Here is a 15,956-nt window from a genome sequence, read left to right on the forward strand (position 1 = left end):
ACCACAGAACGTCAACTACCCGCAATCAGGTGGCGCAGACTATATCACTGAAGCCCAACGCTAACAAATAGCAAGACCACCTGCGGGTGGATTATCACCAGCTTGCGAGGTGCGTCACCGCTTTTTGCGCCGTGAGCCTCGCTTTCGCGTCGACGGTCAATACGTCATCCACACTTTGCGGTTCGCGTAGATCCATCGCCTCAAGCACAGACAGGTTCAGCGCAGCGATATCCGTAAAGCGGATCTGCTTTTCGAGGAAGGCGGCGACAGCGATTTCGTTCGCCGCGTTAAGTGCGGTCGTCGCCGCTTGCCCCTGCTCGAAGGCCTCCATTGCCAGCTTCAGACATGGATAACGCTGATAATCAGGCGCGCTAAACGTCAGCGCACTCAGCTTGCAAAAATCGAGTGGCTTAACGCCTGAGCTTACGCGGTTTGGCCAGGCCATCGTATGGGCGATAGGCGTGCGCATATCAGGTTCACCTAACTGCGCCATCACGCTGCCATCACGATAACGCACCATGGAGTGGATCACCGACTGGGGATGAATCAACACTTCCATCTGCGCTGCCGAGGCGTTAAATAACCAGCGGGCTTCAATATATTCCAGACCTTTATTCATCATGGTGGCCGAATCAACGGAGATTTTACGCCCCATCGACCAGTTCGGATGACGGCATGCCTGATCCGGAGTCATTGAGACCAGTTCAGACAGCGGCGTGTCACGGAACGGGCCACCAGACCCGGTAAGCAGGATAGAAGAGACGCCATTCTGCTCGAGATCAGCGTACCCCAGGTTCTCCTGAAAGGGTTGCGGTAAACTCTGAAAAATCGCGTTATGTTCGCTATCTACCGGCAAAAGGCGCGCGCCATTGCGCTTCACGGCGTCCATAAACAGGCGGCCACAGGTTACCAACGACTCTTTATTGGCCAGCAAAACGGATTTTCCGGCATCGATCGCTGCAAGCGTAGGCAGTAACCCCGCCGCGCCGACGATAGCGGCCATGACCTGGTCGACGTCGTCCAGCGCGGCCATTTCACAGGCGGCCTCTGGCCCGCTCAGCACCTCGGTACGGCTGCCCTTCTCCGCCAGCAACGCCTTAACCTGCCGGGCGCTCGCTTCATCATCCATCACCGCGTAGCGCGGGGTGAACTCCAGACACTGTTCCACCATACGATGAACGTTTTTGCCTGCGACAAGGGCGGCCACCGCATAGTGGTCTGGATTATGGCGAACAACATCGAGAGTGCTGCAACCAATTGAACCGGTTGAGCCAAGGAGTGTTAATTGCTTCATGAGATGCCCGGAAAAGTGAACCAGAAAAGCAAAACGCCGCCAGCAAAGCCCAAAGGCCTTCTGTACGGCGTTTTATCAGATTACGACAGAAATCAGAACTGCATCAGTTCTGCTTCTTTTTCTGCCAGCGCCGCGTCAATTTTCTTGATAGCGGCGTCGGTCAGTTTCTGAACGTCGTCCTGGGAACGGCGATCGTCGTCTTCGCTGATCTCTTTCTCTTTCAGCAGCGCCTTCACTTTATCGTTCGCGTCGCGGCGAACGTTACGTACGGAAACACGGCCCTGCTCGGCTTCGCCACGTACCACTTTGATCAGGTCTTTACGACGCTCTTCGGTCAGCGGTGGCAGTGGAACGCGAATGTCTGTACCGGCTGAGCTTGGGTTCAGACCCAGATCGGAGGCCATGATCGCTTTCTCAACGGCCGGGCCCATAGAGCGGTCAAAGACGTTGATTTTCAGCGTACGGGTATCTTCGACCGTCACGTTAGCCAGCTGACGCAGTGGAGTCGGCGTGCCGTAGTATTCCACCACGATGCCGTCCAGCAGGCTTGGGGAAGCACGGCCTGTACGAATTTTGCTGATTTGGTTTTTGAACGCTTCGACGCATTTATCCATGCGTACTTCAGCATCTTTTCTGATGTCGTTAATCACGTTACGAATCCTTGAAAACTTGTCTCAGGCAGACTATCCGCCAGCACCACCGTTAATGATGTGCTAAGTATAGTCCCGTTTAATTCATGACAACGCCCGGGGCGTGTCCAGGTAAGAAACCCATAGAAAGTAGAGCGGAATCTTACCTGTATTTATCGTCGACGGAAATTATTCCGTGATCAAAGTGCCTTCTTTTTCGCCCATTACAACGCGACGCAGCGCGCCAGGCTTATTCATGTTGAAGACACGAATCGGCAATTTGTGGTCGCGAGCCAGCGTGAAGGCGGCAAGATCCATCACTTTCAGCTCTTTATCCAGTACTTCGCTATAGGTCAGCTGATCGTACATGGTCGCCGCAGGATCTTTTGCCGGATCGGCAGTAAACACGCCATCCACTTTAGTGGCTTTCAGCACCACATCGGCTTCGATTTCGATACCGCGCAGGCAGGCTGCGGAATCGGTCGTAAAGAACGGGTTACCCGTACCGGCGGAGAGGATCACCACGCGGTTATTGCGCAGCAGGCTGATCGCTTCGGCCCAGCTGTAGTTATCACAGACGCCATTCAAAGGAATAGCGGACATCAGGCGCGCATTCACATAGGCACGATGCAGGGCATCACGCATTGCCAGGCCATTCATGACCGTTGCCAGCATACCCATGTGATCGCCCACAACGCGGTTCATGCCAGCTTTTGCCAGCCCTGCACCACGGAAAAGGTTACCACCGCCAATGACTACGCCAACCTGGATGCCCAGTTCAACCAGTTCTTTGATCTCCTGCGCCATGCGGTCAAGGATGCTTGCGTCAATACCGAAGCCTTCCGACCCCTGCAGCGCTTCGCCACTCAGCTTAAGCAGAATACGTTTGTAAACAGGTTTTGCATTGGTAGCCATATTTCTTTCCTGGGACTGTCAACGATTAAGATGAGGTTAATTCTGGCGACATGATATATCGCATCTCAACACAGACTCTATAGGCGTCTGGCTGAATTACACTGCCGTACACAAAAAGAAGCCGCCCTCAGGCGGCTTCTTTTCGCTGATTAAGACTGCTTGGACATTGCAGCAACTTCTGCTGCGAAGTCAGTCTCAACTTTCTCGATGCCTTCGCCCACTTCGAAGCGGATGAAGCCAGTTACGTCAGCGTTGTGCTCTTTCAGCAGCTGCGCAACAGATTTGCTTGGATCCATAACGAATGGCTGACCAGTCAGAGAAACTTCGCCGGTGAATTTCTTCATGCGGCCTTCAACCATTTTCTCTGCGATCTCTTTTGGCTTGCCAGACTGCATGGCGATGTCCAGCTGAACCTGGTACTCTTTTTCTACCACTTCAGCAGAGACGTCTTCTGGCTTAACGAATTCTGGCTTGCTTGCAGCAACGTGCATTGCCAGCTGTTTAACCAGCTCTTCGTCAGCGCCTTTAGCCGCAACCAGAACACCGATACGTGCACCGTGCTGGTAGCTGTTCAGAACGTCACCTTCGAGGATAGCAACACGGCGGATGTTGATGTTCTCACCGATTTTCGCTACCAGCGCAACGCGCTCTTCTTCGAACTGTGCTTTCAGGACTTCAACATCAGTCACTTTACCTGCAACAGCTGCGTCCAGTACTTTGTCAGCGAATGCCTGGAAACCACCATCTTTAGCAACGAAGTCAGTCTGGCAGTTAACTTCCAGAATCACGCCGAAGTTGCCTTCGATTTTGGTTTTGATCACGCCGTCAGCAGCAACGTTGCCTGCTTTCTTAGCTGCTTTGATCGCACCGGATTTACGCATGTTTTCGATAGCCAGCTCGATGTCGCCGTTAGCTTCAACCAGCGCTTTCTTACACTCCATCATGCCTGCGCTAGTACGTTCACGCAGCTCTTTTACCAGGGATGCGGTAATTTCAGCCATTCTAAAATCCTCGGGAGATGTGAACTGCCCGGCCTGCGGCCAAACAGTATAAATTGAAAAAAGGGGCCGGTAATGGGCCCCTATTCATACACGGTACTAATAAGGGGTAGAACCTTATTATTCAGCTTCTACGAAGCTTTCTTCCGCCTGAGAAGCCAGATCCTGGGAACGGCCTTCACGAACGGTAGTAGCTACAGCGCTCAGGTACAGGCTAACAGCACGGATTGCATCGTCGTTACCCGGGATAACGAAGTCAACACCGTCCGGATCGGAGTTGGTATCAACGATTGCGAATACTGGGATACCCAGGTTGTTAGCTTCTTTGATTGCGATGTGCTCGTGGTCAGCATCGATAACGAACAGTGCGTCCGGCAGGCCGCCCATGTCTTTGATACCGCCCAGGCTGTTTTCCAGCTTGTCCAGCTCACGAGTGCGCATCAGCGCTTCTTTTTTGGTCAGCTTTTCGAAAGTACCGTCCTGAGACTGGGTTTCCAGATCTTTCAGGCGCTTGATGGACTGACGAACGGTTTTCCAGTTAGTCAGCATACCGCCCAGCCAGCGATGGTTCACGAAGAACTGGTCGCAGCTGTTAGCAGCTTCTTTCACAGCTTCGCTTGCAGCGCGCTTAGTACCAACGAACAGAATCTTACCTTTACGGGAAGAGATCTTGTTCAGCTCAGCCAGGGCTTCGTTGAACATTGGTACAGTTTTCTCAAGGTTGATGATGTGAACTTTGTTACGTGCGCCGAAGATGAAAGGCTTCATTTTCGGGTTCCAGTAACGGGTCTGGTGACCGAAGTGAACACCAGCCTTGAGCATGTCGCGCATGGAAACAGTTGCCATGTTTTAAAACCTCTATTTAAAAGTTGGGGTTATGCCTCCACGTATCCCATATTACCGACCCCAAAGGGCACCCCGGAATATGTGCCGATACGTGTGTGTTGTTACACAAAGTGAGATTTGTCGCTCCCGTCCATCCTGTGTATCTGAAATGGATCGGAAGTCCGGCGCGCTTTATATCACAAATCGCTACCCGAAACCAACAATTGTTGGCGGTGTGTGCGGTAAAGGAATCTCAGTTTGGCAGCATGTGCGCCTGACTGTTACCATTGACAACACTTAGACTAGTATTGTCGAAAAAAACGACACCGATGGACAGATTACATGGCTATCTCTATTAAGACACCTGAAGAAATTGAAAAGATGCGCGTCGCCGGTCGTCTGGCCGCTGAAGTGCTGGAAATGATCGAGCCGTTCGTTAAGCCGGGCGTTAGCACAGGCGAACTGGATCGCATCTGTAACGACTATATCGTGAACGAGCAGCATGCGGTCTCCGCCTGCCTCGGCTATCACGGCTTCCCGAAATCCGTCTGCATCTCTATTAATGAAGTGGTGTGCCACGGCATTCCGGATGACGAAAAACTGCTGAAAGATGGCGACATCGTTAACATCGACGTGACCGTCATTAAAGATGACTACCACGGTGACACCTCTAAGATGTTCATCGTCGGCAAACCAACCATTCTGGGTGAGCGCCTGTGCAAGGTGACCCAGGAGAGCCTTTATCTGGCGCTGAAGATGGTTAAGCCGGGCATTCGCCTGCGTACTCTCGGTGCGGCGATTCAGAAATTCGTTGAAGCCCAGGGTTTCTCTGTGGTGCGCGAATACTGCGGTCACGGTATTGGCCGGGTCTTCCACGAAGAGCCGCAGGTTCTGCACTATGATGCTGATGACGGCGGCGTGGTGCTGCAGGCGGGCATGACCTTCACCATCGAGCCGATGGTCAACTCCGGCGATTACCGCATCCGTACCATGAAGGATGGCTGGACGGTTAAAACCAAAGACCGGAGCTTGTCTGCCCAGTACGAGCATACTATTGTGGTGACAGACAACGGCTGCGAAATTCTGACGTTACGCAAGGATGACACCATCCCGGCGATACTCTCGCAAGACGCATGATAAGAAGCCGGCAAATGCCGGCTTTTTTAATGGCTATCGTTTTTTCTTATGGGTGGCGCGCAATGAGTAACCTTTTACCCGAACAGTATGCCAATACGGCACTCCCCACCCTTCCTGGTCAGCCGGATAACCCCGGCGTCTGGCCCACGGCCGAGCTGACGTGCGCGGGTATTAAAGCGCATATCGACACTTTCCAGCGCTGGCTGGGCGAGGCCTTTGACAGCGGGATCTCCGCCGAAGCGCTGATTGAGGCGCGCACGGAATTTATCGATCAGCTTCTGCAGCGTTTGTGGATTGCTTACGGTTTTGGCCAGTTGGCCGACGTCGCGCTGGTGGCCGTTGGCGGCTATGGTCGTGGCGAGCTGCACCCGCTGTCGGATATCGATCTGCTGATCCTGAGCCGCAAAAAGCTGCCTGACGAGCAGGCGCAAAAAGTGGGCGAACTGTTGACCCTGCTGTGGGACGTCAAGCTGGAAGTCGGCCACAGCGTACGTACCCTGGAAGAGTGTCTGCTGGAGGGGTTATCCGATCTCACCGTCGCCACCAACCTGATTGAATCGCGTCTGCTGATTGGCGACGTGGCGCTGTTTCTTGAGCTGCAAAAACATATTTTCAGCGAGGGGTTCTGGCCATCGGAGAAGTTCTTCGCCGCCAAAGTCGATGAACAGCAGGTGCGCCACCAGCGCTACCACGGTACCAGCTACAACCTGGAGCCGGACATCAAAAGCAGCCCCGGCGGCCTGCGCGATATTCATACCCTGCAGTGGGTGGCCCGTCGCCATTTCGGCGCCACTTCGCTCGATGAGATGGTCGGTTTTGGTTTTCTCACCGAAGCGGAGCGTAACGAGCTAAATGAGTGCCTGCACCTGCTGTGGCGCATCCGTTTTGCCCTGCATCTCGAAGTGACCCGCTACGACAACCGCCTGCTGTTCGATCGTCAGTTAAGCGTCGCCCAGCGCCTGCACTACAGCGGCGAAGGCAACGAGCCGGTCGAGCAGATGATGAAAGATTTCTTCCGCGTTACCCGTCGCGTGGGGGAGCTTAATCAGATGCTATTGCAGCTGTTTGATGAGGCGATCCTCGCCCTGACCGCCGATGAAAAACCGCGTCCGATCGACGATGAGTTTCAGCTGCGGGGCACGCTGATCGACCTGCGTGACGAGACGCTGTTCATCCGCAAGCCGGAAGCGATCCTGCGGATGTTTTACGCCATGGTGCGTAACAGCACCATCACCGGGATCTACTCCACCACCCTGCGCCATCTGCGCCATGCCCGCCGCCATCTCACTCAGCCGCTGTGCTACATTCCGGAAGCGCGGTCGCTTTTTCTGAGCATGTTGCGTCATCCGGGTGCGGTAAGCCGCGGGCTGTTGCCAATGCACCGTCACAGCGTGCTCTGGGCCTATATGCCGCAGTGGTCGCATATCGTCGGCCAGATGCAGTTTGACCTGTTCCATGCCTATACCGTTGATGAACACACCATCCGCGTGATGCTGAAGCTGGAGAGCTTCGCCCAGGAGGAGGTGCGCAGCCGTCACCCACTCTGCGTTGAACTCTGGCCTCGTCTCACCAACCCGGAGCTGATCCTGATTGCCGCCCTGTTCCACGATATCGCCAAAGGGCGCGGCGGCGACCACTCGATCCTGGGTGCGGAGGACGTGCTGAAATTCGCCGAACTACACGGGCTCAATTCGCGCGAAACCCAGCTGGTCGCCTGGCTGGTCCGTCATCATCTGCTGATGTCGGTCACCGCCCAGCGGCGCGATATTCAGGATCCTGAGGTGATCAAACAGTTTGCCGAAGAGGTGCAGACGGAAAACCGCCTGCGCTTCCTGGTCTGCCTGACGGTAGCCGATATTTGCGCCACCAACGAGACGCTGTGGAACAGCTGGAAGCAGAGCCTGCTGCGCGAGCTCTATTTCGCCACCGAGAAACAGCTGCGTCGCGGCATGCAGAGCACCCCGGACATGCGCGAACGCGTGCGACATCATCAGATGCAGGCTCTGGCGCTGCTGCGGATGGAGAATATTAATGAAGAGGCGCTGCATCAGATTTGGGCCCGCTGTCGCGCCAACTATTTTGTGCGCCACAGCCCAAACCAGCTGGCCTGGCATGCGCGCCATCTGTTGCAGCACGATCTGACGAAACCGTTGATCCTGCTGAGCCCACAGGCGACCCGCGGGGGAACAGAGATCTTCATCTGGAGCCCCGACCGCCCTTACCTGTTCGCCGCCGTCTGTGCGGAACTCGACAGACGTAACCTCAGCGTGCATGACGCGCAGATTTTCACCACCCGCGACGGCATGGCGATGGATACCTTTATTGTGCTGGAGCCGGACGGCAGTCCGCTGTCGGCAGATCGTCACGAGCCGATCCGCTTCGGGCTGGAGCAGGCGATCACCCAGCGCAGCTGGCAGCCGCCGCAGCCCCGTCGGCAACCGGCAAAACTGCGCCACTTTACCGTCGATACCGAGGTCAATTTCCTGCCCACCCATACCGACCGGAAATCGTTTCTCGAGCTGATCGCCCTCGACCAGCCGGGGCTGCTGGCCCGGGTCGGGCAGGTTTTTGCGGATCTGGGAATTTCGCTGCATGGCGCCAGAATTACAACCATTGGCGAGCGAGTAGAAGATTTATTTATAATCGCCACCGCCGACCGTCGTGGGCTTAATAATGCCCTGCAACAGGAAGTGCAACAACGGTTGACAGCAGCCCTCAATCCAAACGATAAAGGGTGATGTTTTTTTTTACCTGGAAAGAGTTGAACTATGCAGCAGTTACAGAACGTTATTGAGTCCGCTTTTGAGCGTCGCGCCGAAATTACTCCGGCAAATGTGGATACCGTGACCCGCGAGGCGGTTAATCAGGTTATTTCTCTGCTTGATTCCGGCGCGCTGCGTGTAGCCGAAAAGATCGACGGTCAGTGGGTCACTCACCAGTGGCTGAAGAAAGCGGTACTGCTCTCTTTCCGTATTAACGATAACCAGGTTATCGACGGTGCGGAAAGCCGCTACTTCGATAAAGTCCCGATGAAATTCGCCGATTACGACGAAGCGCGTTTCCAGAAAGAAGGCTTCCGCGTGGTGCCACCAGCAGCCGTTCGTCAGGGTGCATTCATTGCCCGCAACACCGTGTTGATGCCTTCTTACGTTAACATCGGTGCTTACGTTGACGAAGGTACCATGGTAGATACCTGGGCGACCGTTGGCTCCTGTGCGCAGATCGGTAAAAACGTCCACCTCTCTGGCGGCGTGGGTATCGGTGGGGTTCTTGAGCCGCTGCAGGCTAATCCGACCATTATCGAAGACAACTGCTTCATCGGCGCACGCTCCGAAGTGGTTGAAGGCGTGATCGTAGAAGAAGGTTCCGTGATCTCCATGGGCGTCTACATCGGCCAGAGCACCCGTATTTACGATCGTGAAACCGGTGAAGTGCATTACGGTCGCGTTCCGGCGGGCTCCGTGGTGGTATCCGGCAACCTGCCTTCTAAAGATGGCAAATACAGCCTGTACTGTGCGGTGATCGTTAAAAAAGTCGATGCGAAAACTCGCGGCAAAGTTGGTATCAACGAACTACTGCGCACCATCGATTAATCGGGTATAACAAAAAGCGGGGGCGACCCCGCTTTTTTTATATCTGAGGGTGGCGAAAATAGATTTTTTCGTGAATTATTCATGGGTTATGTTGAGATCAAGGGTACCGCTATGTACGATAATCTGAAAAGTCTGGGCATTACTAATCCTGATGAAATTGACCGTTACAGCCTCCGTCAGGAAGCCAATAACGATATCCTGAAAATCTATTTTCACAAGGATAAGGGCGAGTTCTTCGCCAAAAGTGTAAAGTTCAAGTACCCGCGCCAGCGTAAAACTGTCGTTGCCGATGGCATCGGCCAGGGTTACAAAGAGGTGCAGGAGATCAGCCCAAATCTGCGCTATGTGATCGATGAACTGGATCAGATTTGCCAGCGCGATCGCACTGAAGTGGATCTGAAGCGTAAGATCCTGGATGACCTGCGTCATCTGGAAAGCGTGGTTGCCCACAAGATCACGGAAATCGAAGCGGATCTTGAGAAGCTGACCCGTAACAAATAAGCCGTTCCTGTGTGCCGGGTGGCGGCTTCGCCTTACCCGGCCTACTCCCGGGTTTTGTAGGCCCGGTAAGCGCAACGCCACCGGGCAAAAATCACCGCTGCTCGTCCAACTGCAAGGCCACATACAGCAACAGACGGTCGTCAAAATTCCCCAGATCCAGCCCCGTTAACTCCGATATCCGGTTCAGGCGGTACTCCAGCGTATTACGATGAATAAAGAGCGCTTTTGAGGTCGCCAGTGGCTGTACGTTATGACGGAACCATGCCTGTAAGGTGCGCCGCAGCAGGCCGTTGTTATCCATCGCTTTCAGACGCACCAGTGGACGCGCCAGTTCGTTGGCCTGCCAGCCGCCGCGCAGGCTGTCGAGGAGCACCGGCAACATCAAATCCTGGTAAAAATAGCTGCGGCTTTCCGGCATACGCTGCTTGCCGACCATCATCGTGGTTCGGGCCGTGCGCCAGGAGCGGGCGATGCTTCCCGGACCGGTAAAATAGTTACCTAATGCCACACGAAAACGCAGCTGCCCGTTCTCTTTCATCCGCGCAATCAGCTGCTCCACGCGGCGACGATGATCTTCTGCATCCCAGCGGCCAAACTGGTTTAACGCCGGTTTCAGCACCACCATTTCCGTTAACGAGACGATCGCCACCAGGTTATTGCGCTCCGGCGTGGCCAGCGCGTTCTGCAGCTGTTGCAGCTCCACCATGGCGCTATCGACGCCCAGCTGCCCGCTATCGACCTCAATGACCGCTACAACGCGGGGCTGGTTAAGGTCGATACCCAGGCGTTGAGCCCACTCCGTTAATGCCGGGGTATGCTCTTCCGCCTGGATCAGGTTCATGACCAGCTCTTCACGCAGGCGGCTGTCCTGCGCCAGCAGGTGCATCAGGCGGGATTGCTCCAGCATCATCTCCGCCGTCATACAGACCAGCTCGCCATATTTGCGCAAAGATTCCGGCTCACCGGTCAGCCCGATAACCCCGACAATTTCGCCCTCAAGGCGCAGCGGCAGGTTGATCCCCTGCCGCACACCGTGCAGATGTCGCGCCACCGCGTCATCAATATCCACCACGCGCCCCTGGGAGAGCACCAGCAGTGCACCTTCGTGCAATTCCCCAATACGCTCGCGATCGCCACTGCCGATGATCCGGCCACGTGCGTCCATCACGTTGATATTGGTGTCGATGATGCGCATTGTTCGCGCCACAATATCCTGCGCCATTTTGGTATCAAGATGCCAGCCAGCCATGTCGCCCTCCTCTGAGCAGAGCTCAAGCATAAGGAAGATTAATCAGTGCCGCATTGTGCAAATGCACAAACTCACAGGGAGAAGTATGGACTTGTGGAAGGGTTCACAGAAAGGCAGAAAAAAGCCCCTGTTTCCGTAGGGAAGCAGGGGCTGAACGGATTACTGCATCAGCAGATAGAGAGAGGTGTCGCCACGCTGGATATTCAGCGCCAGTACCGACGGTTTGCTGTCGAGGATTTTGCGCAGTTCAGCGATGTTCTTAACCGGCTGCTGGTTGGCGCCGATAATCACATCCCCTTTCTTCAGGCCGATACGGGCAGCCGGGCTGTTGGCTTTAACGTTGTCCACCGACACGCCTTTATCCTGGCCTTTGTTGCTCATATCCGCACCTTCGATGCCGCTGAAGATGGTGCCGGCATCCACCTGATTCTGGCTGCTCTGCTGCAGTTCCAGGTTCACATTAACCGGTTTACCTTCACGCAGCAGACCCAGGGTCACTTTGCTGCCTACCGGCATGGAGCCCACTTCCGCACGCAGTGCCGCGAAGCTGCTTACCGGTTTGCCGTTCAGGGTGGTGATCACGTCACCGGCCTTGATCCCCGCTTTCGCTGCGGAGGAGTTTGGCATGACCTGGCTGACAAAGGCACCGCGCTGGGCATCAACCTTCATGGCTTTCGCCAGCTCGGAGTTCAGCTCGGTGCCCAGAATACCCAGCTCACCGCGCTTAACCTGACCAAACTCAACCATTTGCGCCGTCAGGTTTTTCACCATGTTACTTGGGATAGCGAAGCCAATGCCGATGTTGCCGCCGTCCGGGGCGAGGATCGCGGTGTTAATCCCGATCAACTCACCGTTCAGGTTGACCAGCGCACCACCGGAGTTACCGCGGTTAATCGCCGCATCCGTCTGGATAAAGTTTTCGTAGTTTTCTGCGTTCAGACCGCTACGGCCAAGGGCAGAAACGATACCAGAGGTGACCGTCTCACCCAGACCGAACGGGTTACCGATAGCCACGGTGTAATCCCCCACGCGCAGCGCGTCAGAGTCGGCGAGCTTAATCGCGGTCAGGTTTTTCGGATCCTGAATCTGAATCAGGGCGATATCAGAGCGAGGATCTTTCCCGACGATTTTGGCGTCGAGCTTACGCCCGTCGCTCAGTTGTACCTTAATGCTGGTGGCGTTATCCACCACGTGGTTGTTGGTGACGACGTAGCCTTTGGCGGCATCGATGATGACACCGGAGCCCAGCGCCATAAACTTCTGCTGCTGGCCGCCGCCGTTACCGCCGCCATCGCCCTGGCAGAATGGAGAGCTCTGGAACGGTGAACCGTCCTGGCAGAACGGCGAGTTATCGCCGAAGAACTGCTGGAAGTTACGTGGCATGCGTGGCGTGTTGACGGTGGTGCTGCCCTCGACATTGATACTGACCACCGATGGCATCACTTTTTCCAGCATCGGCGCCAGGCTTGGCATCTGCTGTGCAGTGGCGGCCGACGATACGGTCTCCGCTGCGCTAGCAGACAGTGGAGACAACGCTAATCCTAAACTCAGAGCCAGTGCACTCATTGCTAAAGTGGTTTTTTTCATGTTTCTTAATCTCGATTTACAGGTCACGCACAATTGCTGTGTATATCAGATTCGTTTTGCTGCGCTTAGTTCCGGTATTAAGTTTCTGGAAAAAGTAAAAATTTATTGTCCGTCTTTACAAAACTCTCCTTTATTCCACCGCCATCAACTTGCGGTATTCATCCCATGCATACAAGTCCGTCATTCCGCTGATATAGTCCTGAATCAGCCGGCAGCGATAATAAAACTCCAGCACCGGCCAGTCTGCCTGCTGGCGATTTAATTTACCGATAGATTCCACATATGCCAGCCGATGGCGCGTCGAAAGTTTATGAAATAGCCGCGTTTCAATCGGAAAACGGCGTACCCGTTCCTTTTCAACCAGCTCACTAAAGTCGTCCACCGATAATTGCAGCAGCGGGCGATAGATCTCCAGCAGGCCGGTTATCACGCGATAGCCCTGTAATTCCAGCTGCTCGACATCCGGATGGCTGAACACGTGCCGCATCGCCACATTCTTATAGAGCTCAAGGAGTTGACTGAATCCACTATCATCCTCGAGCAGCGCATGGTTAAATTCCCCTCGGTAGATCTGTTCAATATTGTCTATAAAACGCTCAGCCGCATAGGGCACCAGTTTATTAAGGGTATTGACGCGTAAATACATAAAGAACTGATCTTCGGTGCTGCGGCTGAGGGTGTTCGAACGTGATTTCTCCCACGCGTTTTCGACAACCTGCGAAAACAATGAACCTTTTTCATGGTTACCCCAGGCATCATAAAGATGCTGATAAAGCCCCTCGACGCTGAATATTCTTTTTTCGACGGCATCTTCCAGATCGGCAACGCAATAGGAGATATCGTCTGCCGCTTCCATAATCCAGGTTAATGGAAAACGACCATACTGCGGAAGAGAGAGCTCCTGACGCAGCCGCTCTATATACGCCTCTTCAGAGAAATAATAGCCCGGCTTTTTCATCAAATAATTGTGCGTCGCGGGGGGATCGCCCTGCCACCAGGCGGGACGGGTATATTTCAGAATGCATCCCACCTGTGCCCAGGTGAGGTTCATGCGCATCAGGGAGTGCACCATCCGGATGCCCTGTGCATTCCCCTCAAAGTGACACAAATCCTGGCGCACCTTGCGACGAAGCGCGTTCAGCGCCTCTTCGCCTTCACGCAGCCGCAAATCCTGCACCACGCAGCGATCGTCGCTCAGCGGCTGGCTTGCCGCATCGGCAGGGTACAGACGCTGGCGGAACCAGTCATTGATCGCCGCTTCGCCAAAATGACCAAAGGGGGGATTACCGATATCGTGCATCAGGCACGCCATCTCAACGATGCTTTCGAACGGCCCCGTCAGCTCGTCCAGGCCGTAGGTTGCCAGCAGGCGCTGCTCTTTGAGGCGGCTCAGGATCTCTTTGGCGATGTAGCGCCCCACCTGCTGAACCTCCAGCGAGTGGGTGAGCCGGGTACGCACGGCGGCGTTGCGTTCGAGCGGGAAGACCTGCGTTTTTTGCTGTAACCGACGGATCGCCGGAGAGTTAATGATGCGCCCGCGGTCGCTTTCAAAGATCCGCAGGATCTCGTGTTCGCTCTTGTTCCCCTGCGGAGAGCGGTAGCGACGCTGCCAGTTAATTTTGGTGCGAAAATCGATTGGTGCCATGTGCTCCCCCGCGTGAGAATGCGTTTCCCCTTAACCGCATGATAGACTATGCATCTTAACAAGGCACATCGCGAGTAAATCTATGAAAATCGGTATTATTGGAGCAATGGAAGAAGAAGTTACGCTGCTGCGTGACAAAATTGAGAACCGTCAGACCCTCTCTCTGGGCGGTTGCGAAATTTACACTGGCACGCTGAACGGAACTGAAGTAGCTCTGCTGAAATCGGGTATCGGTAAAGTTTCCGCCGCGCTGGGCGCCACCCTGCTGCTGGAGCGCTGCAAGCCAGACGTGATTATTAACACCGGCTCTGCGGGCGGTCTTGCATCAACCCTGAAAGTGGGCGATATCGTGGTCTCTGACGAAGCGCGCTACCACGACGCCGATGTGACCGCCTTTGGTTACGAGTATGGCCAGCTTCCGGGCTGCCCGACAGGCTTTAAGGCCGATGAAAAACTGGTTGCCGCTGCGGAAAGTTGCATCGCAGAGCTGAACCTTAACGCCGTGCGCGGCCTGATTGTCAGCGGCGACGCCTTTATCAACGGCTCCGTGAACCTGGCGAAAATCCGTCACAACTTCCCGCAGGCGATCGCCGTGGAAATGGAAGCGACCGCCATCGCGCACGTTTGCCATAACTTCAGCGTGCCGTTTGTCGTGGTTCGCGCCATCTCCGACGTTGCCGATCAGCAGTCCCACCTGAGCTTCGACGAGTTCCTCGTGGTTGCTGCCAAACAGTCCAGCCTGATGGTTGAGACGCTGGTGCAGAAACTGGCGCGTGGCTAAGCCGCTCAAAAGGGCGCTGCTTGCGCTGCTTCTGCTGACACCGGCGTGGCTTCTGGCCGCGCCGCGTGTAATTACCCTCTCCCCTGCCAATACCGAACTGGCGTTTGCCGCCGGGATCACCCCCGTCGGGGTCAGCAGTTATTCCGACTATCCTCCCGAAGCCGCTAACATTGAACAGGTCGCCACCTGGCAAGGCATAAATGTTGAACGCATCGTCGCGCTGAAGCCCGATCTGGTGCTGGCCTGGCGCGGCGGCAATGCCGAGCGTCAGGTCAACCAGCTCACCTCGCTCGGCATAAAAGTGCAGTGGATCGATGCCACCCGCATTGAACAGATCGCCCGGGCCCTGCGCGATCTTGCCCGCTGGAGCCCGACACCGGGACAGGCGCAACAGGCCGCGCAGCAGATGATGGCTGATTTTGCCGCCCTCAAGGCCACCTACGGCACACTGCCGAAAAAGCGGGTATTCATTCAGTTCGGTCAACAGCCGCTGTTCACCACCAGCCAGGGCTCCCTGCAACATCAGGTTGTTGAGCTGTGTGGCGGAGAAAATATCTTCGCGGCCAGCCGGGTTCCCTGGCCCCAGGTGAGCCGTGAGCAAGTACTGGCGCGCCAGCCTCAGGCGATTGTGGTGGGCGGTTCGGCGGGCGATATTCCTAAAATAGAACAGTACTGGCAAGGTCAGCTAAAAATACCCGTGATTCCGCTGAACAGTGACTGGTTTGAGCGCGCGAGCCCGCGTATTATCCTCGCCGCAAAACAACTCTGCTCTGCGCTGTCGCAGAGTCACTAATTTCTCGAG

General features: G+C 55.2%; 14 protein-coding genes. 6 read left to right on the top strand and 8 right to left on the bottom strand.

Annotation, left to right across the window (positions count from 1 at the left end):
- Positions 1–94: 94 nt before the first annotated feature.
- The 5 genes from ispC to rpsB all read right to left on the bottom strand — a co-directional run bounded on the left by ispC (position 95) and on the right by rpsB (position 4,682).
- Positions 95–1,294, bottom strand: a complete 1,200-nt coding sequence (gene ispC / locus ACT3IC_RS05400) for a 1-deoxy-D-xylulose-5-phosphate reductoisomerase (protein ID WP_103178335.1) — start codon at positions 1,292–1,294, stop codon at positions 95–97.
- Between the two features lie 92 nt (positions 1,295–1,386).
- Positions 1,387–1,944, bottom strand: coding sequence for a ribosome recycling factor (gene frr, locus ACT3IC_RS05405; RefSeq protein ID WP_103178334.1), 558 nt, complete (start codon positions 1,942–1,944; stop codon positions 1,387–1,389).
- A gap of 168 nt (positions 1,945–2,112) precedes the next feature.
- A complete protein-coding gene (pyrH, locus tag ACT3IC_RS05410; protein ID WP_032616613.1) occupies positions 2,113–2,838 on the bottom strand; it encodes a UMP kinase in 726 nt (241 codons plus the stop codon).
- 149 nt (positions 2,839–2,987) lie between these two features.
- Positions 2,988–3,839 carry a translation elongation factor Ts gene (tsf, locus tag ACT3IC_RS05415; protein ID WP_103178333.1) on the bottom strand — a complete coding sequence of 284 codons (852 nt, stop codon included), beginning with the start codon at positions 3,837–3,839 and terminating at the stop codon, positions 2,988–2,990.
- A 117-nt stretch (positions 3,840–3,956) separates the two neighbouring features.
- A complete protein-coding gene (rpsB, locus tag ACT3IC_RS05420; RefSeq protein WP_103178332.1) occupies positions 3,957–4,682 on the bottom strand; it encodes a 30S ribosomal protein S2 in 726 nt (241 codons plus the stop codon).
- 321 nt (positions 4,683–5,003) lie between these two features.
- Between rpsB and map the strand changes: the two genes are divergently transcribed.
- The 4 genes from map to ACT3IC_RS05440 all read left to right on the top strand — a co-directional run bounded on the left by map (position 5,004) and on the right by ACT3IC_RS05440 (position 9,892).
- Positions 5,004–5,798: a type I methionyl aminopeptidase gene (gene map / locus ACT3IC_RS05425; protein WP_103178331.1), complete on the top strand. Its 795-nt coding sequence runs from the start codon at positions 5,004–5,006 to the stop codon at positions 5,796–5,798.
- Positions 5,799–5,860: 62 nt separating this feature from the next.
- Positions 5,861–8,536, top strand: coding sequence for a bifunctional uridylyltransferase/uridylyl-removing protein GlnD (gene glnD, locus ACT3IC_RS05430; RefSeq protein ID WP_156653936.1), 2,676 nt, complete (start codon positions 5,861–5,863; stop codon positions 8,534–8,536).
- 30 nt (positions 8,537–8,566) lie between these two features.
- On the top strand, positions 8,567–9,391 hold the full coding sequence (gene dapD, locus ACT3IC_RS05435) for a 2,3,4,5-tetrahydropyridine-2,6-dicarboxylate N-succinyltransferase (protein ID WP_008501915.1): 825 nt from the start codon (positions 8,567–8,569) through the stop codon (positions 9,389–9,391).
- 111 nt (positions 9,392–9,502) lie between these two features.
- Positions 9,503–9,892, top strand: coding sequence for a DUF3461 family protein (locus ACT3IC_RS05440; RefSeq protein ID WP_032616607.1), 390 nt, complete (start codon positions 9,503–9,505; stop codon positions 9,890–9,892).
- A gap of 91 nt (positions 9,893–9,983) precedes the next feature.
- On the opposite strand, the gene cdaR is transcribed toward ACT3IC_RS05440, so the two are convergent.
- The 3 genes from cdaR to dgt all read right to left on the bottom strand — a co-directional run bounded on the left by cdaR (position 9,984) and on the right by dgt (position 14,373).
- Positions 9,984–11,141, bottom strand: a complete 1,158-nt coding sequence (gene cdaR / locus ACT3IC_RS05445) for a DNA-binding transcriptional regulator CdaR (protein WP_103178330.1) — start codon at positions 11,139–11,141, stop codon at positions 9,984–9,986.
- Positions 11,142–11,300: 159 nt separating this feature from the next.
- A complete protein-coding gene (degP, locus tag ACT3IC_RS05450; protein WP_103178329.1) occupies positions 11,301–12,728 on the bottom strand; it encodes a serine endoprotease DegP in 1,428 nt (475 codons plus the stop codon).
- Positions 12,729–12,858: 130 nt separating this feature from the next.
- Positions 12,859–14,373, bottom strand: coding sequence for a dGTPase (gene dgt / locus ACT3IC_RS05455; RefSeq protein WP_103178328.1), 1,515 nt, complete (start codon positions 14,371–14,373; stop codon positions 12,859–12,861).
- An 82-nt stretch (positions 14,374–14,455) separates the two neighbouring features.
- On the opposite strand from dgt, the gene mtnN reads away from it, so the two are divergent.
- The gene (gene mtnN / locus ACT3IC_RS05460; RefSeq protein ID WP_473476603.1) at positions 14,456–15,154 is read left to right on the top strand and encodes a 5'-methylthioadenosine/S-adenosylhomocysteine nucleosidase; all 699 of its coding nucleotides are present in this window, start codon (positions 14,456–14,458) and stop codon (positions 15,152–15,154) included.
- On the top strand, positions 15,147–15,947 hold the full coding sequence (btuF, locus tag ACT3IC_RS05465) for a vitamin B12 ABC transporter substrate-binding protein BtuF (RefSeq protein WP_336997809.1): 801 nt from the start codon (positions 15,147–15,149) through the stop codon (positions 15,945–15,947). Before mtnN ends, btuF begins: the two co-directional genes overlap by 8 nt.
- The last annotated feature ends 9 nt before the right edge of the window (positions 15,948–15,956 follow it).

The sequence above is a fragment of the Leclercia sp. GHBNCSD genome (assembly GCF_055805075.1).

What these genes read in the sequence shown, in the direction of transcription:
- cdaR (WP_103178330.1), bottom strand. Translation starts at nt 11,141, where the DNA reads ATGGCTGGCTGGCATCTTGATACCAAAATGGCGCAGGATATTGTGGCG.
- degP (WP_103178329.1), bottom strand. Translation starts at nt 12,728, where the DNA reads ATGAAAAAAACCACTTTAGCAATGAGTGCACTGGCTCTGAGTTTAGGA.
- ispC (WP_103178335.1), bottom strand. Translation starts at nt 1,294, where the DNA reads ATGAAGCAATTAACACTCCTTGGCTCAACCGGTTCAATTGGTTGCAGC.
- dgt (WP_103178328.1), bottom strand. Translation starts at nt 14,373, where the DNA reads ATGGCACCAATCGATTTTCGCACCAAAATTAACTGGCAGCGTCGCTAC.
- dapD (WP_008501915.1), top strand. Translation starts at nt 8,567, where the DNA reads ATGCAGCAGTTACAGAACGTTATTGAGTCCGCTTTTGAGCGTCGCGCC.
- ACT3IC_RS05440 (WP_032616607.1), top strand. Translation starts at nt 9,503, where the DNA reads ATGTACGATAATCTGAAAAGTCTGGGCATTACTAATCCTGATGAAATT.
- map (WP_103178331.1), top strand. Translation starts at nt 5,004, where the DNA reads ATGGCTATCTCTATTAAGACACCTGAAGAAATTGAAAAGATGCGCGTC.
- mtnN (WP_473476603.1), top strand. Translation starts at nt 14,456, where the DNA reads ATGAAAATCGGTATTATTGGAGCAATGGAAGAAGAAGTTACGCTGCTG.
- glnD (WP_156653936.1), top strand. Translation starts at nt 5,861, where the DNA reads ATGAGTAACCTTTTACCCGAACAGTATGCCAATACGGCACTCCCCACC.
- pyrH (WP_032616613.1), bottom strand. Translation starts at nt 2,838, where the DNA reads ATGGCTACCAATGCAAAACCTGTTTACAAACGTATTCTGCTTAAGCTG.
- tsf (WP_103178333.1), bottom strand. Translation starts at nt 3,839, where the DNA reads ATGGCTGAAATTACCGCATCCCTGGTAAAAGAGCTGCGTGAACGTACT.
- rpsB (WP_103178332.1), bottom strand. Translation starts at nt 4,682, where the DNA reads ATGGCAACTGTTTCCATGCGCGACATGCTCAAGGCTGGTGTTCACTTC.